General features: G+C 71.5%; 18 protein-coding genes. 12 read left to right on the top strand and 6 right to left on the bottom strand.

Annotation, left to right across the window (positions count from 1 at the left end; translation table 11 throughout):
- Position 1: 1 nt before the first annotated feature.
- Positions 2-757 (top strand): ABC transporter permease, encoded by a 756-nt coding sequence (locus ABT369_RS12305; protein WP_350611804.1) that lies wholly within the window; start codon positions 2-4, stop codon positions 755-757.
- 221 nt (positions 758-978) lie between these two features.
- The gene (locus ABT369_RS12300; protein WP_350611803.1) at positions 979-2,157 is read left to right on the top strand and encodes an MFS transporter; all 1,179 of its coding nucleotides are present in this window, start codon (positions 979-981) and stop codon (positions 2,155-2,157) included.
- A gap of 70 nt (positions 2,158-2,227) precedes the next feature.
- Here ABT369_RS12300 and ABT369_RS12295 read toward each other — a convergent pair whose 3' ends face one another.
- The gene (locus tag ABT369_RS12295) at positions 2,228-2,887 is read right to left on the bottom strand and encodes an O-methyltransferase (protein ID WP_350611802.1); all 660 of its coding nucleotides are present in this window, start codon (positions 2,885-2,887) and stop codon (positions 2,228-2,230) included.
- Positions 2,884-3,483 carry a Maf family protein gene (locus tag ABT369_RS12290; protein ID WP_350611801.1) on the bottom strand — a complete coding sequence of 200 codons (600 nt, stop codon included), beginning with the start codon at positions 3,481-3,483 and terminating at the stop codon, positions 2,884-2,886. Before ABT369_RS12290 ends, ABT369_RS12295 begins: the two co-directional genes overlap by 4 nt.
- A 33-nt stretch (positions 3,484-3,516) precedes the next feature.
- Here ABT369_RS12290 and mscL point away from each other — a divergent pair, with 33 nt between their 5' ends.
- Positions 3,517-4,104, top strand: coding sequence for a large conductance mechanosensitive channel protein MscL (gene mscL, locus ABT369_RS12285; protein WP_350611800.1), 588 nt, complete (start codon positions 3,517-3,519; stop codon positions 4,102-4,104).
- Here the strand turns inward: mscL and ABT369_RS12280 are convergent.
- On the bottom strand, positions 3,998-4,324 hold the full coding sequence (locus ABT369_RS12280) for an acyl-CoA carboxylase subunit epsilon (protein ID WP_350611873.1): 327 nt from the start codon (positions 4,322-4,324) through the stop codon (positions 3,998-4,000). The genes mscL and ABT369_RS12280 overlap by 107 nt on opposite strands.
- Before the next feature lie 25 nt (positions 4,325-4,349).
- On the opposite strand from ABT369_RS12280, the gene ABT369_RS12275 reads away from it, so the two are divergent.
- Positions 4,350-6,503: a prealbumin-like fold domain-containing protein gene (locus ABT369_RS12275; protein ID WP_350611799.1), complete on the top strand. Its 2,154-nt coding sequence runs from the start codon at positions 4,350-4,352 to the stop codon at positions 6,501-6,503.
- Between the two features lie 63 nt (positions 6,504-6,566).
- Positions 6,567-8,480 carry a serine/threonine-protein kinase gene (locus tag ABT369_RS12270; protein ID WP_350611798.1) on the top strand — a complete coding sequence of 638 codons (1,914 nt, stop codon included), beginning with the start codon at positions 6,567-6,569 and terminating at the stop codon, positions 8,478-8,480.
- Between the two features lie 9 nt (positions 8,481-8,489).
- Here ABT369_RS12270 and ABT369_RS12265 read toward each other — a convergent pair whose 3' ends face one another.
- A complete protein-coding gene (locus tag ABT369_RS12265) occupies positions 8,490-10,118 on the bottom strand; it encodes an acyl-CoA carboxylase subunit beta (protein WP_502891733.1) in 1,629 nt (542 codons plus the stop codon).
- Here ABT369_RS12265 and ABT369_RS12260 point away from each other — a divergent pair.
- Entirely contained in the window at positions 10,117-10,962 is an 846-nt protein-coding gene (locus ABT369_RS12260; protein WP_350611872.1) for a biotin--[acetyl-CoA-carboxylase] ligase, read from the top strand. The two genes, ABT369_RS12265 and ABT369_RS12260, sit on opposite strands and share 2 nt — an antisense overlap.
- 69 nt (positions 10,963-11,031) lie before the next feature.
- Entirely contained in the window at positions 11,032-11,580 is a 549-nt protein-coding gene (locus ABT369_RS12255) for a PH domain-containing protein (protein WP_350611796.1), read from the top strand.
- 36 nt (positions 11,581-11,616) lie between these two features.
- Here the strand turns inward: ABT369_RS12255 and ABT369_RS12250 are convergent, their stop codons facing one another.
- Entirely contained in the window at positions 11,617-12,240 is a 624-nt protein-coding gene (locus ABT369_RS12250) for a GtrA family protein (protein ID WP_350611795.1), read from the bottom strand.
- Between the two features lie 61 nt (positions 12,241-12,301).
- A complete protein-coding gene (locus ABT369_RS12245) occupies positions 12,302-12,820 on the bottom strand; it encodes a GtrA family protein (protein WP_350611794.1) in 519 nt (172 codons plus the stop codon).
- A 260-nt stretch (positions 12,821-13,080) separates the two neighbouring features.
- On the opposite strand from ABT369_RS12245, the gene ABT369_RS12240 reads away from it, so the two are divergent.
- From ABT369_RS12240 to ABT369_RS12220, 5 genes are all read left to right on the top strand, one after another.
- Positions 13,081-14,907, top strand: a complete 1,827-nt coding sequence (locus ABT369_RS12240) for a phosphoenolpyruvate carboxykinase (GTP) (RefSeq protein ID WP_350611793.1) — start codon at positions 13,081-13,083, stop codon at positions 14,905-14,907.
- Positions 14,908-15,026: 119 nt separating this feature from the next.
- Positions 15,027-15,797: an isoprenyl transferase gene (locus ABT369_RS12235; RefSeq protein WP_350611792.1), complete on the top strand. Its 771-nt coding sequence runs from the start codon at positions 15,027-15,029 to the stop codon at positions 15,795-15,797.
- Positions 15,798-16,496: 699 nt separating this feature from the next.
- A complete protein-coding gene (gene phoH2 / locus ABT369_RS12230) occupies positions 16,497-17,927 on the top strand; it encodes an RNA 5'-3' helicase PhoH2 (protein ID WP_350611791.1) in 1,431 nt (476 codons plus the stop codon).
- A gap of 239 nt (positions 17,928-18,166) precedes the next feature.
- Entirely contained in the window at positions 18,167-18,871 is a 705-nt protein-coding gene (locus ABT369_RS12225; RefSeq protein WP_350611790.1) for an aggregation-promoting factor C-terminal-like domain-containing protein, read from the top strand.
- 72 nt (positions 18,872-18,943) lie between these two features.
- Positions 18,944-19,603 carry a rhomboid family intramembrane serine protease gene (locus tag ABT369_RS12220; RefSeq protein WP_350611789.1) on the top strand — a complete coding sequence of 220 codons (660 nt, stop codon included), beginning with the start codon at positions 18,944-18,946 and terminating at the stop codon, positions 19,601-19,603.
- Position 19,604: the final 1 nt, after the last annotated feature.

The raw sequence follows: 19,604 nt of genomic DNA, 5'->3' as shown, positions 1-19,604 counted from the left end.
GATGAAGTTCCTCCGCGACACCTGGCTGGTCTTCCAGCGCCAGATGCAGCTCATGCTGCGCAACCCGGTCTGGCTGATCGTGGGCGTCATCCAGCCGCTGTTCTACCTGCTGCTCTTCGCCCCGCTGCTGAAGCCGGCCCTGGGCGTGAGCACCAACGCCGAGGCGTACAAGCTGTTCGTCCCCGGCCTGCTCGTCCTGCTGGCCATGTTCGGCTCCCTGTTCACCGGCTTCGGCCTGATCGCCGAGCTGCGCGCCGGCGTCATCGAGCGCAGCCGGGTCACGCCGGTGAGCCGCTTCGCCCTGCTGATCGGCCGCTCCCTGCGCGACGTGGTGTCCCTGCTGTTCCAGGCCCTGCTGATCGTCGTCATCGCCGTGGCGGTCGGCCTGCGCGTGAACGTCCTGGACGTCGTCGCCGCGTTCGCCCTGATGGCCGTGATCTCGCTGATGCTCTCGGCCTTCTCCTACGCCGTCTCGCTCAAGCTGCGCAGCGAGGACGCCCTGGCCCCGCTGCTGAACACGATCTCCCAGCCCCTGCTGCTGACCGCGGGCATCCTCCTGCCGCTGACGTTCGCCCCGAAGTGGCTGCAGACCGTGGCCGACTGGAACCCGTTCTCGTGGGCGGTGGACGGCGTGCGCGCCCTCTTCGACGGCAACCCGGGCGCCGACTCGGTCTGGCAGGCCGCGGTGGTCGTCGGCGTCCTGACCGTGGCCACGGTGGTGTGGGCGTCGCGGGCGTTCGCCAAGGGCGTTCGCTGACACCGGGTTTTCCCTGCTCGGGTCCGCGTCAGTCACTGACCGTCGCTCCCGCCAGACAAAAGGGCGGTCCCCGGAGGGCCTTCGGCCGGAGGGGACCGCCCTAGCCGGGTCCGCGGTGCCAAGACCGCACCGCGGCGCCGCGTCAATGTGGCTGTACCGGTAACGAGACTCGCCGCCACGGCCACTTCCGCCGCGCCGGACCGCATGACAGCGTTGCACTCGTGCCTCGTCTCGTTCGCGACCGGCTCACCTGGGTCCTGTACGTCCAGCTGGCCCTGTGGGTCTACTTCATGTACGGCTTCGGCCCCGTGGCCCCGATCCTGCGCGACGAGCTGCACATCAGCCGCACCCTGGCCGGCCTGCACGGCACCGCGTTCGCCGTCGGCGGCGTGCTCGGCAGCCTCGTCATGCCCAACCTGACCAGACGCCTGGGCCGGGCGCGGCTCATCTGGATCGGCCTGGCGTGCATCAGCGTCGCGGCGGTGGGGATGTACACCGCCCACCACCTCGCGCTGACCCTGACGTTCGCGACGCTGGCGAGCATCGGCTCGGCCCTGGAGGTCAACGCCATCAACGCCGGCCTGACCGACCACCACGGCACCGCCGCCCCGGCCGCGATCAGCGAGGCGAACGCGGCCGCCGCGGCCCTGGGCCTGGTGGCCCCGCTCGTGGTCGGCGCGACCTTCGCGGCCGGCTGGGGCTGGCGCTCGGGCCTGGTCGTGGTGGTGCTGCCGGTGCTGGCGGTCGCGTGGTACGCGAGATCGAAGGGCGTGCGTCCCCCCGAACCGGCCGGCTTCGGCGCCCCGAGGGCAGCGCACCGCCGCCTGCCGACCGCCTTCTGGCTGGCCCTGACCAGCCTCTTCGCGACCGGCTCGATCGAGATCTGCCTGACCCTGTGGGGCAGCGACGTGCTGCGGGAACACGCCCACGTCTCGGCCGGCGTCGCCACGGCCGCGGTGTCGGCCCTGATCGCCGGCATGGTGCTCGGCCGCCTGGTGGGGGGCCGGCTGCTCCTGCGCTTCCGCCCGTCCCGGATGCTGCTGGCCGCGCTGGCGGTGAGCCTGGCCGGCTTCGCGGTCTTCTGGCTGACCGCGACCCCGTGGCTGGCGATGGCGGGCCTGTGCCTGTGCGGCATCGGGATGGGCCTGCACTACCCCCTGGGCGTCGGCCTGGCGCTCGCCCACTCGGACGGCCAGCCGGACCTGGCGGCGGCGCGAGCGTCGTTCGCGGTGGGCATCTCCTTCGGCCTGGCCCCCTTCGCGCTGGGCGCCCTGGCGGACCAGGTGGGCCCGCACAGGGCGTTCCTGCTGGTGCCGGCCTTCGCGGCGCTCTCCGCCGTCGCGATCCTGCGCCTGGACCGCACGACGCTGCCCCTGACCGCACCCGCTCCGGCCGCCTGATCCCGGCCCCTGATCCCGGCCGCCTGATCATCCCGGCCGCCTGATCCCCGGCTGTCGGAGCGTCAGAGCGTCAGAGCCGGCGCGCGATGGTCAGGCCGTCCGCGATCGGGAGCAGCACCGACTCGACCCGGGCGTCGGCCAGGACGCGCCGGTTGAACTCGACCATGGCCACGGTGCCCGTGTCGGCCGGGTCCGGGTCGATGATGTGGCCGTGGCGCAGGACGTTGTCGACCAGGATCAGGCCGCCCTGGCGCATGCGCGGGACCAGCTGCTCCCAGTAGTCCAGGTAGCCCGTCTTGTCCGCGTCGATGAAGGCGAGGTCCAGGTGAGGGTCCGGCGGCAGGGTGGACAGCATCGCCGACGCGGGCCCGATGCGCAGCTCGATCCGGTCGGTCAGGCCCGCGCGGTCCCAGAAGCGGCGGGCGATCCGCGTGTACTCGTCCGAGACGTCGAAGCAGATCAGGCGGCCGTCCGTCGGCAGTCCACGGGCGATCGCGATCGAGGACAGGCCCGTGAAGGTGCCGATCTCGACCGCGTTGCGGGCGCCCAGGATCCTGGTCAGGAGGGTCATGAAGCCGGCCTGCTCGGGGGCGATCTGCATGCCCTGCTCGGCCGGCAGGACCCGGGCCGTCTCCTCGATCAGGTCGCGGACGATCTCGTCGGGCGTGCTGCCGTTGGCCACGACGTAGTCGTGCAGGGCGCCGGTCAGCGCAAGGGTCTCCTTGGTCATACGCCAATACTCCACAGCGACACCAGCGGGACGTCCAGCCGCGCCAGCAGGAGACGCAGGGTGGGGACCGACAGGCCGACCACGTTCGTGTGGTCGCCCTCGATGCCGGCGACGAACGCCCCGCCCCGGCCGTCGATGGTGAACGCGCCCGCGACCTCCAGCGGCTCGCCCGTGGCCACGTAGGCCGCGATCTCCTCGTCGGACGGCGAGGCGAAGTGCACCGTCGTCGCCACGACCTCCTCGGCCGCCGCGCCCGTGGCCGCGTCCAGCAGGCAGTGCCCGGTGTAGAGCACGCCCGAGCGGCCCCGCATCGCCTGCCAGCGCGCCGTCGCCTCCGCGGCCGTGCCGGGCTTGCCCAGGATCTCGCCGTCGAAGCCGAGCACCGAGTCGCAGCCGAGCACCAGGGCGTCCGCCGGCGCCGACGGCAGCACCGCGCGGGCCTTGAGGCCGGCCAGCGTGCCGGCCAGGGTCGCGGCGTCGCCGGCCTGGACCACGGACTCGTCGACGCCGCTCACGACGACCTGCGCCGCGATGCCGGCCTGGGCGAGCAGCCGCCGCCGCGAGGGACTCGCCGAGGCGAGGATGAAGGTTCTCACGGCGGCAACGTTAGCGAACTACCATCTATGTCCGTGCGGAAGCTGTGGGCGGAGTTCAAGGCCATCGCCGTCGGGGGCTCGGTCCTCGACCTGGCGCTGGGGTTCATCATCGGCACGGCGTTCGCCACGCTCGTCCAGTCGTTCGTGACCAACCTGTTCCTGCAGGCGGTCGCGGCGACGGTCGGGGAGCCGGACTTCAAGGAACTGGCGATCACGATTCACCACACGCCGATTCGGTACGGCACGTTCCTGAACGATCTGCTCCAGTTCATGCTGCTCGCCGTCGGCCTGTTCGTCGTCATCAAGTTCATGACGCTGATCGGCGTCGACCGCGGCCGATCGCTGGAGCTGCGCAACTGCCCCTACTGCCTGGACCGCATCCCGGTGGCCGCGCTGACCTGCCGCTCGTGCGGCCAGCAGCTCGTCACCGACCTGCCCGACCCCCAGGAGGCCGAGCGGCTGCAACTGGAGCGGGAGGCGCGCAAGTGGCCGACGCTGCCGGCGCTGCCGCCGATCACGATCCCGCGACGGCGCCCCAATGGCGGGGCTGACCCGGCCGAGCCGACGCCGCCCACCGCGACCGGGGACGAGCGGCCGCAGCCGGCGCCGGGGCGAGACTGAACAGGGCGCCGACGATCGCGGCCACCTCTTCGGCGGTCGGCGCGCCCTTGACCACCCTGAACAGCGGCTCCTGGCTCACGTAGACCTCCCGGACTTGTTCGCGAAACGTTGCTGTCCTGCGAGCATACGCACCCCTCAGCAGCGCATACTCGAACGGAACGGGAGTCGATGGCGAATTGGGGGGCGCATTGACAAACGTCCTGATTCGCCGAATCTGCACCACTATATCGATCTCTGTCGCTGCCGTGCTGGTCTCGGCGGCGGGTGCGGCGAGCCCGGCGTCGGCCCTGGAGGGCGAGTCGCCCGCCTCGATCTCCGCCTCGCTGCACTACCAGGTGACCTTCGTGGCCCGGGCCTGCGACGGCTACCAGAACGTCATGGGCAACCGGGTGCGCGACGACAACGCCGAGAACGCGGCGCCGGTCGGGCGCGACAGCGCCTACCACGACGGCGACGAGGTCGACCCGCAGGTCGAGGCGGCCGGCTCGACCGGCTGCACGCCGCTGAACGGGTGGCAGTTCTCGCTCGGGGCCGGGCACGGGAAGAAGGGCGCCCTGTCGACCGTCACGACCCCGGCCACCGGCTCGGGGCCGACCGCGGCCGCCGCCCAGCTGCTCGACCGCACCGGGCAGAAGACCGGCCAGACGATCGACGGCGCGGTCACCGTCACGCTCACCGACGAGCAGGCCAAGGCGGCCGCGCGGCACCAGCTCTGGGCGCAGGGCGGCAGCCCGGGCGACCCGCTGCTCGCCGCCGCGCAGGCGGGCTTCGGCTTCGGCTCCTTCCGCTGCGCCATCGACGGGCACACGAACGGCAACGTGCAGTGGGTCGGCTTCCCGTCCGGGGCCCGGCACGTCTTCTGCTTCGCCTACTACGTCAAGGCCGCCCAGCCGACCGCGACCCTCGTCGTGCGGGCCCGCACCACGACCAGCGCCGGCTACCCGCAGCACTTCCGGTTCGACTCCAGCGCCAGCTACAACCCGCAGCGGCGCATCGACATCGATGCCAAGACCGACGCCACCCTGGTGCGCAGCGCCGGCGGCGCGCCGGGCACGGTCGTGGCGCACACCCCGGCCGGCTGGAGCCTCGCCGACCTGAGCTGCACGAAGTCGGGCGCCGGGCGGAGCCTGGCCGCGACCGACGTGCCGACCGCCACGGCCACCGTCACGCTCGCCGCCGGCGAGGTCGTCACGTGCACGTTCACCTTCGCCCCGCCGCCCGTCCAGCCCGGGCTGACGCTGCGGCTGTACTCCGACACGGCCGGCGGCGCCTTCGACCTCGCGGTCGCCGACCCGGCCGGCGGCCCCGCCCGGCACCTGAGCGCCACCGCCACCGGCGACGGCTCCGCGTCGCTCGCTTCCGGGGCGGACCTCGGCACGCTGCTGCCGGGGGCGTATGCGGTCACGCTCACCGCCCCCGCCGGGGACGCCGCCGCGTGGAGCCTCGCCGGCGCCGGCTGCGGCGACCAGGAGCTCAAGCCCGAGGGCTGGACGGTCACCGTGACCCTCGCGACCGCCGCCGCGGCCGACTGCGCGCTGCGGGTCACGCGCAAGGCCGGCTCGATCGAGCTGCGCGCGGTCACGGTCGGGGGCACCGCGGCCGCCGGGTTCGCGGTCACGCCGCGCAAGCAGGGCCTGATCGGCTGGTCCGGGGTGTCGACCACGGCCGCGCTGGGCGAGCCCGCGGTGGCCCAGGGCGACGTGCCCGGGTCGCTGACGTTCGCCGAATACCTGGTCACGCCGATCGCGCCGCTGTCGACCGTGGACGGCAGCTGGCGGCTGAGCTCCTTCGCCTGTGACCCGGGCGAGTCGCCGGATCCCGATGACGGGGCGGCGGGTGTCGTACCGCTGACCGCCTCCGACCCCGCCGCCAAGTGCACGGCCACCTACACGTTCGAGCCCGCCCGGCAGCTGCAGCTCACGGTGCGCTTCGCCGGCAGCGCGGCCGGGCGCGCGGGGGCCGTGGTCGTGGACATCGACTGCGAGGACGGCTCGAGCGGCCGGGCCGTGCTCGGCGGCGACGACAACGGCGAGGCCTCGCTGCCGGCGCCGCTGGGCTTCCTCAGCCCGACGAGGTGCACGGTCCAGCAACCGCAGACCCCGTCGTCGAAGGACGCCAAGGTCTCGGTCACCGCCACGGTCGACCCGAACCCGGGCAACGCCCCGGTGGCGATCCCCGGCACCCTGCAGATCGGGGCCGACAACGCGGCCAACGCCCAGGACGCGCAGGAGACCACGATCGTCGTCACGGTCACCTTCGACACCGACGCGGCCCGCCCGACGCAGCAGAAGGTGCTCGATACCTTCCGGGTCCTGCCGGTCGCCCTCATCGGGGCCGGGCTCGTCGGGCTCGGCCTGCTCATCCTGCTGATCATGGTGCTGCGCTCGCGCACCGACTGACGAGCGATCTTCACCAGAACCGGGGTTTTTCGCGCGTGCTCCGGTTCGGTACTTTGCAAGGTGATGACCTACTCCGGGGCACTGGTCGCCGAGCGCTACCGCTTGATCGAGCCGCTCGGTGCCGGTGGCATGGGTCGCGTCTGGCTCGCCCGCGACGAGATGCTGCGCCGGGACGTGGCCGTCAAGGAGGTCGTCCCGCCGGAGGGGCTGACCCGCGAGGAGCGCGACGAGCTCCAGCTGCGCACCCTGCGCGAGGCGCGCGCGGCGGCCCGGCTCAACGACGCCAACGTGGTGCGGATCTACGACGTCGTGCACACCGAGGAGGCGCCGTGGATCGTCATGGAATACGTCCCGTCGCGCTCGCTGCACCAGGTGATCACCGAGGACGGCCCGCTGCCGCCCGAGCGGGTCGCCGGGATCGGCCTCGCGGTGCTGGGCGCCCTGAAGGCCGCGCACGCCGCCGGGGTGCTGCATCGTGACGTCAAGCCCGGCAACGTGCTGCTGGCCGACACCGGCCGGGTGGTGCTGACCGACTTCGGGCTGGCCGTGTTCGACGGTGGCGACGGGGCCGTGACCCGGCCGGGGCTGATCCTGGGCTCGCCGCAGTACATCTCGCCCGAGCGGGCCCGCGAGGGGACCTCGGGCCCGGAGAGCGACATGTGGTCGCTGGGGGCGACGCTGTACGCCGCCGTCGAGGGACGCTCGCCGTATGCGCGCTCGACGACGTACGCCACCCTGACCGCCCTGGCCACGGAGGAGCCCGACGCGGCCGTGCGGGCCGGCGTGATGAAGCCGGTGCTGACCGCCCTGCTGCGCAAGGACCCGCGGGCCCGGGCCGGCGTGGCCGAGACCGAGCGGCTGCTGCAGCGCGCCGCATCCGGCGAGGGCCGCGCCTGGTGGAGCATGCCCGCGCTGCCCCGTCCGCGCCGGTCGCGCGAGGGGCACTCCGGCTCGCCGTCCGGCGGGACTCCCCGTCCGGCGCCCGTCGCGGCCCCCGCGGCCCGGCCGGTCGTCGCGGTGAGCCGCGAGCCGGGCGTCGCCGCGGACGTCTCGCCCGAGCTGGCCTCGTTCTTCGGTCCCGCCCCGCGGCCGGCCGAGACGGGCGGCAGTGGCATCGGCAGGGACACCGGCAGTGGCAGCGGCACTGGCACTGGCAGCGGCACTGGCACTGGCACGAGCGGCGACAGCTACGGCGACCAGCTGGTGCCGCTGCACTCCGCCGACGACGACCTCGACCGCACGGTGCCCCGCACGTCGCCGTGGCGCTGGGCGGCCGCGGCCGTCGCCGTCGTGGCCCTCGTGATCACCGCGGTGCTGCTGCTGACCGACTCCGGCGACGAGCCGGACGGCACGGCGAACGACCCGCACGGCATCGGCGTCGCGGCCTCCCCGGCGCCGTCGTCGGAGCCGGGGACGCAGTCGGAGCCGGGGACGCAGTCGGCGACGACGGTCGCGACCCGGTCGCCGATCGTGCAGGGCAGCATCGGCGGCGACGCGGTGCGGCTGCCGGACGGCTACGAGTGGATCACCGACCCCGAGTTCGGCTGGCGGGTCGGCCTGCCGGTCGGGTGGATCCGCAAGCCGCACCCGTCGTCGGACTCGATGGTCTACTACGAGTCCAATGTGGTGCCCGGCATGCGGGTCGGCATCGACACCACCTTCACGCCGCCGCGGGGCGACCCGGTCAAGGACTGGGAGCAGCAGGAGGCGGCCCGGGTCGCCGGCAACATGTACCCGAACTATCACCGGCTCAAGATCGTGCCGGTCAAGGACTACATCGGGGACTGTGCCGACTGGCAGTGGACGTACGACAGCCCGCAGGGACACATGCACGTGTCCAACCTGGGCTGCCGCATCCGCCCCGACCTCGGCCAGGCCATCTACTGGGAATGCACGACCGACATGTGGACCCAGCCGGCGGCGCAGAACGTCTACGCCATCATCCGGGCCACGTTCCAGCCCAGCCCCCAGCGCTGACCCGTCCCGCTACAGCGGGATGTTGCCGTGCTTCTTCGGCGGCAGCGTCTCGCGCTTGGTGCGCAGCAGCCGCAGCGCCCGCACGATCTCGACGCGGGTGGTCGAGGGCGCGATGACCCCGTCGACGTAGCCGCGCTCGGCCGCCACGTACGGGTTGGCCAGCGTGTCCTCGTACTCCTGGATCAGCTCGGCCCGCAGCGCGGCCGGGTCCTCGGCGTCGCGCAGGTCCTGGCGGTACAGGATGTTGACCGCGCCCTGGGCGCCCATCACCGCGATCTGCGCCGTCGGCCAGGCGAAGTTGAGGTCGGCGCCGAGGTGCTTGGAGCCCATGACGTCATACGCGCCGCCGTAGGCCTTGCGGGTGATGACCGTGACCTTCGGTACCGTCGCCTCGGCGTAGGCGTAGATCAGCTTCGCGCCGCGGCGGATGATGCCGTCCCACTCCTGGCTGGCGCCGGGCAGGAACCCGGGCACGTCGACGAACGTGAGGATCGGGATGTTGAAGGCGTCGCAGGTGCGCACGAAGCGGGCGGCCTTCTCCGACGCGTCGATGTCGAGGCAGCCGGCGAAGTGCATCGGCTGGTTGGCGACCACGCCGACGGGGTGCCCCTCGACGCGGCCGAAGCCGACCACGATGTTCTGTGCGAACAGGGGCTGGACCTCGAGGAAGTCCTCGACGACCGTTTCCACGACCGTGCGGATGTCGTACGGCTGGTTCGCCGAGTCGGGGATGAGCGTGTCGAGCGCGAGGTCCTCGTCGGTGATCTCGAGCGGCGCCGCGCCGGAGGACGCGCCCAGCACCGGTGCGTCGTCCATGTTGTTCGACGGCAGGTAGGACAGCAGCGCGCGCACGTAGTCGATCGCGTCGTCCTCGTCGGCCGCGAGGTAGTGCGAGTTGCCCGACTTCGTGTTGTGCGTGCGGGCCCCGCCGAGGTCCTCCATGCCGATGTCCTCGCCGGTGACCGTCTTGATCACGTCCGGGCCGGTGATGAACATGTGCGAGGTCTGGTCGACCATGACGGTGAAGTCGGTGACGGCGGGGGAGTACACCGCGCCGCCCGCGCACGGGCCCATGATCAGGGAGATCTGCGGGATGACGCCCGACGCGCGTACGTTGCGGAAGAAGATCTCGCCGTACAGTCCCAGGGAGACCACGCCCTCCTGGATGCGCGCGCCGCCGGAGTCGTTGATGCCCACGACCGGGCAGCCGATCTTCATCGCCAGGTCCATGACCTTGACGATCTTCTCGCCGAAGACCTCGCCGAGGCTGCCGCCGAAGACCGTGAAGTCCTGGGCGAACACGCACACCTGGCGGCCGTCGACCGTGCCGTAGCCGGTGACCACGCCGTCGCCGTAGGGCCGCGTCTCGTCCAGCCCGAAGTTGGTGGACCGGTGCCGGGCCAGCTCGTCGAGCTCGACGAACGAGCCGGGGTCGAGCAGCAGGTCGATGCGTTCCCGGGCGGTCTTCTTGCCGCGGGCGTGCTGCTTCTCCACCGCGCGGGCCGAGCCGGCGTGGACGGCCTCCTCCGTGCGGCGCCGCAGATCCGCGAGTTTGCCCGAGGTCGAGTGGATGTCCGCCTGCTTCGTGGTCACCCTCGGCAGCTTAATGGCGCCGACATAGGGTCGACCTGTGAACATTTCCACCGGCTCCTCCGCCGACTCCTGGTCTGACCTCGGGCGCCCCCCGCTGCGGCCGCTCGCGCTGCGCCGGGCGCTGCTCGTCCCGGGCGGCCTCTGGACCGAGCTGCGGATCGTCGAGGAGACCGGCTCGACCAACGCCGACGCGATCGCGGCGGCCCGCGAGGGCGCCCCGGAGGGCCTGGTGATCGTCGCGGAGCGGCAGGTCGCCGGCCGCGGGCGCCTCGGCCGCCAGTGGGAGTCGCCGGCGCGGGCCGGGCTCGCGCTCAGCGTGCTGCTGCGCCCCGAGGTCGCCCCGGCGCGGCTGGGCTGGCTGCCGCTGCTGGCCGGGGTGGCCCTCGCCGAGGCGGTGCGCCGGGTGTCCCGGGTGGACGCCTACCTCAAGTGGCCGAACGACCTGCTGCTCACCGGGGACCGCAAGACGGCCGGGATCCTCGCCGAGGCGGCCGACGGGGCGGTGGTGCTCGGCATCGGGCTCAACGTCACGCTGCGCGAGGACGAGCTGCCCCGCCCGGACGCGACGTCCCTCGCCCTGGCCGGGGCCGCGAACACGGACCGTGATCCGCTGCTGCGGGCCCTGTTGCGGGCGATCGGGGAGTGGTACGCGCGCTTCACCGAGCACGCCGGGGACCCCGAGGCGTCCGGGCTGCGGGAGGCGTACATCTTCCACTGCGGCACCATCGGCCGCCGCGTGCGCGTGGACCTGCCCGGCGGGACGGCGCTCGAGGGCCTGGCCGCCGGCGTCGACGTCGACGGCCGGTTGCAGGTCACGGACCGGTTCGGCGCCGTGCGGGCGTTGGCGGCCGGCGACGTGGTCCACGCCCGGCTGGATACGTCCGGGTAGTCCATGCCGCCGGGTGGCGTTCAGGGTCTAGCCTCACCTCCGACATTCATGAACGAGGAGGGGTTTCGCGTGGGGTTCCCGGAAAGCGTCCTGACCAAGGACGAGCAGGTGGTGCTGCACCTGCACCCCCACTGGAAGGCGTTGTTCCTGCCGGTGGTCTGGTTTGTGCTGGCCGTGGCGGCAGTCGTCGTCCTGGCGATCTTCACGGGCTGGGGCATGATCCCGATGCTCATCGTCTCCGGCGTGGCCCTCGTGCTGGTCCTGGTGGTCACCGTGTGGCCGTGGATCAAGTGGCGGACCACGCACTACGTCTTCACCAACGAGCGGGTGATCATGCGCAGCGGCGTCTTCTCACGCAGCGGCCGTGACATTCCGATGGGTCGGATCAACGATGTGTCGTTCTCGCACTCGCTGTTCGAGCGGATGCTCGGCTGCGGCACGCTGACCATCGAGTCGGCCGGGGAGCGCGGTCAGGTGCAGCTGACCGACCTGCCGCAGGTGGAGAAGACCCAGAGCATGCTGTACGAGCTGGTCGACTCCGACCGCCAGAAGCACACGTTCGGCGACGACGACCGCGACGCGCTCGTCAAGGAGCTGCGGGACGACGCGACCAGCTGAGTCCCGCCCGGTCCCCGGGTTTGTCTGGTGCCCCCGTCAGCGCTTCGCGGCGGGGGTTTCCAGGTCGTCGGCCGGCTTGCGGGGCGCGGGCGGCGCGGCCGCCGAGTCGGAGAACGCGGCCTCCAGCGCCTCCATCTGCCGCTCGTCCGGGGCGATGGCCGCGGTGTCGGAGAAGGCCACCTCGAGCGCCTCGATCTCGCGCTGCTCGGGGTTGGCGGTGAAGACCCAGGTGCGATAGGCCCAGAAGCGGAACGTCGTCGCCAGCAGGATGCCCGCGGCGTTGGCGATGTTGAACGCCAGCCGGTCGTCGGGGTTGGACTCGTTGAAGTGCAGCCCGTATTTGGCCACCGCCAGGCCCACCTCCTGGATGAGCAGGCCGACGCCGTTGAGGGCGAAGAAGAGCACGTATTCGCGCCGCGCGCTCCCGCTCTCCCGGTCCTTGTAGGTCCACTGGCGGTTGAGCAGGTAGGACACGATGGTCCCGACGACCACCGCGACGATCTTCGCCTTCAGCGGGCCGATGAACAGCAGCGCGTTGACCAGGATGAAGTCGACGGCCGTGTTGACGCAGCCGACCGCGCCGAACTTGAACAGCTCGGTCGCGAGCGCGTGGTAACGCTCGGGCAGGAAGCGGTCGCGGAGACTGCTGGCGAATCGCACCGGCCAACCTTACGGTAAGCGACCAAACCGCGCGCGGCTGCGAGGCCGACTGCGGGACAGGTCACCCGGCCGTCTCACTCTCCGTCACGGCCGGGCTGCCGGGGGTGGCGTCGGTGTGATCGGGGCTCTTGCGGAACACGATCTGGCGGTAGGACCAGAACCGGAACAGGGTCCCCAGGACGAGCCCGACGCCGTTCTTGGCGATGTTGTCCGACAGCTGGCTGGTGAAGCCGAAGAGGTAGTGGCTGACGCCCAGGCAGGACAGCGCGATGACCAGGCCGACGAGGTTGAACAGGAAGTAGAGCGCGTATTCGCGGCGCAGGTCGGTGCGGGCCCGGTCGCGCCAGGTCCAGAACCGGTTGCCGATGAACGCGCACGTGGCCGCGACCGCCATCGAGATCGTGCCGGCGACCAGCGTGTTGAGCGGGCCCCACAGCAGGTTGTAGACGCCGGTGTCGATCAGGAAGGTGATCAGGCCGATCGTGCCGAACTTGCCGACCTCACGCACCAGGCCCTCGAAGCGCGCATAGAGCTTCTGGAACATGGTCGGCTGCGGGGTTGTCGACTGCACGTCGGTCACGCAGGACAGGGTAAGGCACGACACCGTTTGCGCAGTAATGCGCGCTGAACGAAAAGTTCGCGCGAAATTCTGCGAGCGGGCTTGAAAGCCTCCCGTTCTTGTGCAGGTTTTCACAAGGTCTCGCGGTGCCGGGCCAGGGCGGCGGGCCTAGGCTGGGAGAAACCCGCTGGATTTCACGACGCGCTCGCACCATCGCGCGCCGCGCTTCCGCGCATCCATCGGGCGGTTCGAGGTCAATGCCGACCAAGAGGAGTCACCGTATGTCTGCCCCGGTAACAGTGCCCGGCCTGGATCAGGCGCCCACCGCCCACACCCGGCTGCTGGCCTGGGTCCGCGAGGTCGCCGAGCTCACGAGACCCGAACGCGTGGTCTGGTGTGACGGCTCGGAGCCCGAATGGCGCCGGATGACCGATGAACTGGTCGAGAGCGGGGCGCTGGTCCGCCTGGCCGCCCGGCCGAACTCCTTCTGGGCCCGCACCGACCCCTCCGACGTGGCCCGGGTCGAGGAGCGCACCTTCATCTGCTCGGTCGACGAGGCCGACGCCGGGCCGACGAACAACTGGATGGCGCCGCAGGAGATGAAGCGGCGGATGACGGAGCTGTACGACGGGTGCATGCGGGGGCGGACGATGTACGTCATCCCGTTCTGCATGGGCCCGCTCAGCGCCGAGGACCCGATGTTCGGCGTCGAGCTGACCGACTCGCCGTACGTCGTCGCCTCCATGCGGATCATGACCCGGATGGGCGCCACGGTGCTGGAGAAGATGGGCACGGACGCGAACTTCGTGCCGTGCCTGCACTCGGTGGGGGCCCCGCTCGAGGACGGGCAGGCCGACGTGGCCTGGCCCTGCAGTGAGACCAAGTACATCTCCCACTTCCCCGAGACGCGGGAGATCTGGAGCTTCGGCTCCGGCTACGGCGGCAACTCCCTGCTGGGCAAGAAGTGCTACTCGCTGCGCATCGCGAGCGTCATGGGGCGCGACGAGGGCTGGCTCGCCGAGCACATGCTCATCCTCAAGCTCACCAGCCCCGAAGGGGTGGTCAAGTACATCGCCGCGGCGTTCCCGAGCGCGTGCGGCAAGACCAACCTGGCGATGCTGGAGCCCACGATCCCGGGCTGGAAGGTCGAGACGCTCGGCGACGACATCGCCTGGATGCGGTTCGGCGAGGACGGCCGCCTGTACGCGGTCAACCCGGAGTTCGGGCTGTTCGGCGTGGCTCCCGGTACCGACTGGAAGACCAACCCGAACGCCATGCGCACCCTCGCGCGCGGCAACTCGATCTTCACCAACGTGGCGCTCACCGACAACGGCGACATCTGGTGGGAGGGCATGGGCGAGCCGCCCGCGCACCTCACCGACTGGCGCGGCGGCGACTGGACGCCGGACTCGGACGGGCTCAGCTCGCACCCGAACTCCCGCTTCTGCACCCCGATCGCCCAGTGCCCGATCCTGGCGCCCGAGTACGACGACCCCCGTGGCGTGCCGATCGACGCGATCCTGTTCGGCGGCCGGCGCAAGACCACCATCCCGCTCGTCACCGAGGCGCGCGACTGGGTGCACGGCGTCTACCTCGGCGCCACGCTGTCGAGCGAGACCACGGCCGCGGCGGTCGGCCAGGTGGGCGTGGTGCGCCGGGACCCGATGGCGATGCTGCCCTTCATCGGGTACAACGCCGGCGACTACTTCGCCCACTGGATCGAGATGGGCAAGGGCGTAGACGGCGACCCGACCAAGCTGCCCAAGATCTTCTACGTGAACTGGTTCCGCCGCGGTGACGACGGCCGGTTCCTGTGGCCCGGCTTCGGCGAGAACTCGCGGGTGCTCAAGTGGGTCGTCGAGCGCATCGAGGGCACGGCCCAGGCGGTGGAGACCCCGATCGGCGCGGTCCCGGCGCCCGGCGCGCTCGACGTCGCCGGCCTGGACCTGACGGCCGAGGACGTGGCCGCGGCGCTGCACGTCGACGCGGAGGAGTGGCGCGCCGAGCTGCCGCAGATCCAGGCGTGGTTCGAACAGTTCGGCGAGAAGTTGCCAGGAGTTCTCTGGGCCGAGCTCGACGCCCTGAGGGCCCGCCTCGGCACCGCATAACAGCAGGTGAGCGGCCGGTCCGTCGGGTGACCGGCCGCTTGTCACTTTACTGAAACGGTACTGTCCGGTGCCCGCCTGACGGTGTCGCTTCGCCCTCGGGGTCGCTAGTCTTCTCTGCCGTGGGACTGCGTGACGTGGTTTATTCGCTGTACGAGAAGCGTCTCGCCCGGAGGCTGCTCGGCAAGCCGAAGCCGCACCACGTCGGGGTGATCGTCGACGGCAACCGCCGCTGGGCGCGCGAGATGGGATACGTCGACCCCAACGACGGCCACCGGGTCGGCGCCGAGCGGATCAAGGAACTCCTCCGCTGGTGCGACGGCGCGGGGGTCAAGCACGTCACCCTCTGGCTGCTGTCCACCGACAACCTCTCGCGCCCGGCCCAGGAGCTCGACCCGCTGCTGCAGATCATCGAGAACCTGGCCGCCGACCTGGCCGACGAGCGCAACCCCTGGCAGCTGCGCATCGTGGGCGCGCTCGACCTGCTGCCCGGCGCCAGCGCCCAGACCCTCAAGGCGGCCCAGGAGAAGACCGTCGACCGCACCGGCGGGGCCCAGGTCTCCCTGGCCGTCGGCTACGGCGGCCGCCGCGAGATCGCCGACGCCGTGCGGTCGCTGCTGCACGAGCACGCGAAGGCCGGCACCACGATCGAGGAGCTCGCCGAGATCCTCGACGTCGACCACATCTCCGACCACCTCTACACCCGCGGCCTGCCCGACCCTGACCTGGTGATTCGCACGTCGGGGGAGCAGCGGTTGTCGGGCTTCCTGCTGTGGCAGAGCGCGCACTCGGAGTTCTACTTCTGCGACGTGCACTGGCCTAGCTTCCGGCGGACGGACTTTCTGCGGGCGCTGCGGTCTTACGCCAACCGTCAGCGGCGTTACGGGGCCTGAGCTGGGGTTTTTTCGATAAGTCGGGCGCTTCGCGCCGCGACTTATCGGATTTTTCGCCTGTGGGGCGATAAATCCGTTTCTGCAGGATTTCGCGCCGGATTGGCGCTCCTGGGACGCCTGTCTTGGCGCCACCCGGCGGACGGCGGGCGCCCGGACGGCGGGTGGCGGGCGCCGGACAGCGGGTGGCGGGCGCCGGACAGCGGGTGGCGGGGTGTCGTGGTGGTGGACGCTGTGCTTGGGGTGCCGTGCGAAGCGTTGGCCGCTCGCGGCGCGGAAGTCGGCGGCGGGCCCGAGCGCGGACGGGTGAGGACGAGCGCTGAGCGGCGCCAGGGGCGCCCGTGCGTGGCTCGCGAGCCGAGAGGGCGGCCGGGCGCGGTCGGTGCCGGTACGAGGGCGCGAGGCGGCCGCGATCGGTGTGAGCGGTCGCACACAAACGGCCCGGCGCGCGGTGACTTTCCGTCGCGGCCCGTGCACCTGGTGTTTGTCGGGTGTTCGGACCTGATCGGCTGGGAATCGGCTGCGCGATCTAGTGGATTTTGCAACTACCGGATAGCGTCATTGCTGTGGCGGGGGTTTTCCCCGGCATCCGAGGCCCGGACCGAGCGAACGCATGTGAAGCCACGGGGCCAAGCACCCGACCCCGTGCGGGCGTCGGAGGACGCGAGTGCGGGCGGCGAGGTGCCCGTCCCCGGAGATCCCGTGACCGTTCGCCGTAGTCCCTCAGCATCCTCCTCCTCCACCTCCGCGGAGCCGGCGCCAGCCCAGGCGACGCCGCCCGTCAAGGCCGTCCGGCGCACCCGGAAGAAGGCCGAGGAGAACCCGGTCCCCGTTCCCACCCGGCGCACCTTCGTGCTGGACACCTCCGTGCTGCTGTCCGATCCTGGCGCGTTCCTGCGCTTCGGCGAGCACGACGTCGTCCTGCCGCTGGTCGTCATCTCCGAGTTGGAGGGCAAACGGCACCACCCCGAGCTGGGCTACTTCGCGCGGCGCTCGCTGCGCTTTCTGGACGAGCTGCGGGCCAAGCACGGGCGGCTGGACGAGCCGCTGCCGCTGACCGACGCCGGGGGCACCCTGCGGGTCGAGCTCAACCACGCCGACCAGCACGTGCTGCCGGCCGGGTTCCGGGCCGACACCGACGACGCCCGGATTCTCGCCGTGGCGCTCGCGCTGCAGGCCGAGGGCAAGGACGTCCTGCTGGTCACGAAGGACATGCCGCTGCGGGTCAAGGCCGGCTCGGTGGGCCTGGCCGCGGACGAGTACCAGCCGGGACCGGCCGCCGATCACAGCTGGACCGGCATGGTCGAGCTGGGCATCAGCGAGGCCGAGGTCAAGCAGCTGTACGCCGGGGAGGCCGTCGACCTCGACGGCGCCGGAGACCTGCCGGTGCACACCGGGCTCGTGCTTACCTCGCAGAACGGGTCCGCCCTGGGCCGCGTGGGGGCCGACAAGTCGGTGCGGCTGGTGCGGGGTGACCGCGAGGCGTTCGGCGTGCGCGGGCGCTCGGCGGAGCAGCGGGTCGCGCTGGATCTCCTGCTCGACGACTCCATCGGCATCATCTCCCTCGGCGGGCGGGCCGGCACCGGCAAGTCGGCGCTGGCGCTCTGCGCGGGGCTCGATGCGGTCATGGAGCGGCGCAAGCACAAGAAGGTCATCGTGTTCCGGCCGCTGTACGCCGTCGGCGGCCAGGAGCTGGGCTACCTGCCCGGCAGCGAGGCCGAGAAGATGTCGCCCTGGGCGCAGGCCGTCTTCGACACGCTGGGCGCGCTGGTGCACGACAACGTGATGGAGGAGGTCGCGGGGCGGGGCATGCTCGAGGTCCTGCCGCTGACCCACATCCGGGGCCGCAGCCTGCACGACGCGTTCGTGATCGTCGACGAGGCCCAGTCCCTCGAACGAGGGGTTCTGCTCACCGTGCTGTCCCGCATCGGCATGAACTCGCGGGTGGTCCTCACCCACGATGTCGCTCAGCGTGACAACCTCCGAGTCGGCCGGCACGACGGTATCGCCGCGGTGATCGAGGCGCTGAAGGGCCATCCCCTCTTCGCACACGTCACCCTCACCCGTTCGGAGCGTTCTCCGATCGCCGAAGTGGTCACGGATCTGCTGGAGGACCTGCCGTTCGAGCGCTGATCGTCGGCGGCCGCGAGTCGGAGTTGAGAGCAACCGCCCGAATTGCGGCGTGATTAGGATCACAGAAGGTAGCGTTTGGGTTCTCACCCTCGATTGTGCTGGGCGATGGTGGGTTTCGAGCGCGTGACGCCACGCAAGTGGGCATCAGGCGCTCACGGTGCGTAAGGGTCCGGACGGTGGGTAACACCCCGTCCGGACCCGCTCCGCGAGGAGTGGGCGCCGATTCCTGTCCCCGACGAATGGATGACCCTGTGATCCGGCTGTGGCACCGGGTCGGCACCATCCGAGCCGTGTTCGCCCTCGTGATCCTCGCGGGTCTCGTCGGCGGCCTCGTGATTGCCGGCCTGACCCAGCACGACGACGACTCGGCCAACGCCGTCAAGGCTGCCGATACCGCCGCATTCCCCGTCTCCTCGTCCTCCGCCACGCCCTCCGCGTCGCGCTCGCCGAGCAGCGCCGCCGAGGCCGACGCCCTGGCCAAGGCCAAGGCCGCCGCCGAGGAAGCGTCCGCCGAGGCCAAGGCCGCCGACGACGCGGCGCGCAAGAAGGCCGAGGAGGAGGCGAGCCGCAACAAGGCCCGCACCACCACGCCGCCACCGACCAACTCGGCGCCGAAGTACCCGGTGCCGGCCTCCTGCGACGTGTACTCGGGCAACAAGAAGACCGGCTGCGCCGTCCTCATCGGCATGGGCTTCGGGCTCGACCAGATGCCGTGCCTGGAGAAGCTGTGGGACAAGGAGAGCGGCTGGAACGCCAAGGCGGCGAACCCCAGCGGGGCGTACGGCATCCCGCAGGCGCTCCCGGGCAGCAAGATGTCCTCCGCCGGGGCTGACTGGAAGACGAACCCCGAGACGCAGATCCGCTGGGGGCTCGGCTACATCAAGGGCAAGTACCAGACGCCGTGTGGTGCCTGGAACTACTGGAACAGCCACCACTCGTACTGAGGCTTCCGCTCGCCGGCGCCGTCACACCGTTTCGTGTGGCGGCGCTGGCGCGTCTCTGCTACCACTTTGGGCGTGTCGAGCGACATCGAGCGGCAGGCCGACCCGACCCGGTTCGGGACCGAGGCCTTCTACGCCTCCATCGGGCGGGCCTTCGTGGCCATGTGCGCGTTCGTGCCGGTGCTGTTCCTCGTCGAGTTCTTCGACGGGCTGAGCGGGCACCGGCTCGACCAGGAGGGCGGCATCCGCCCGCACCACATCGACGGGCTGGACGGGATCGTCTTCGCGCCGTTCCTGCACGCCAGCTTCGACCACGTGCTGAGCAACAGCATCCCGCTGATCCTGCTGGGCACCTTCGTGCTCGCCGACGGGGGCGCCCGGTTCTGGCTCACGACCGCCTTCATCGCGATCGTCGCCGGGGTCGGGGTCTGGTTCCTCGGGGACGCCAACACGGTCGTGGTCGGGGCCAGCGGCGTCATCTTCGGGTACCTCGGCGTCATCCTCATGCGCGGCGTGGTCGGCCGGCGGCTGTGGTACATCGGCGTCGGCCTGCTCGTCGGGCTCCTCTACGGCTGGCAGCTCTTCGGCGTGCTCCCCGGCGACCCGGACGTGTCGTGGCAGGGCCACCTGTGCGGGTTCCTGGCCGGGCTGGTCGCCGCGATCCTGTTCCGCCGGCGTCGCCCGCGCCCGGTTGAGCACGCCGACCCCCTATCCCTGGGCCCGGAGCTGTCGTAGC

Source organism: Dactylosporangium sp. NPDC000244 (genome assembly GCF_040300725.1).
Lineage (GTDB): Bacteria > Actinomycetota > Actinomycetes > Mycobacteriales > Micromonosporaceae > Dactylosporangium.
Note: the sequence above shows the minus strand (reverse complement) of the source record. Positions and strands in the feature narration are given on the sequence as shown.

Coding starts and splice junctions, on each gene's coding strand:
- ABT369_RS12305 (WP_350611804.1), top strand. CDS start 2: ATGAAGTTCCTCCGCGACACCTGGCTGGTCTTCCAGCGCCAGATGCAG.
- ABT369_RS12225 (WP_350611790.1), top strand. CDS start 18,167: ATGGATGACCCTGTGATCCGGCTGTGGCACCGGGTCGGCACCATCCGA.
- ABT369_RS12240 (WP_350611793.1), top strand. CDS start 13,081: ATGTCTGCCCCGGTAACAGTGCCCGGCCTGGATCAGGCGCCCACCGCC.
- ABT369_RS12270 (WP_350611798.1), top strand. CDS start 6,567: ATGACCTACTCCGGGGCACTGGTCGCCGAGCGCTACCGCTTGATCGAG.
- ABT369_RS12265 (WP_502891733.1), bottom strand. CDS start 10,118: ATGTTCACAGGTCGACCCTATGTCGGCGCCATTAAGCTGCCGAGGGTG.
- ABT369_RS12295 (WP_350611802.1), bottom strand. CDS start 2,887: ATGACCAAGGAGACCCTTGCGCTGACCGGCGCCCTGCACGACTACGTC.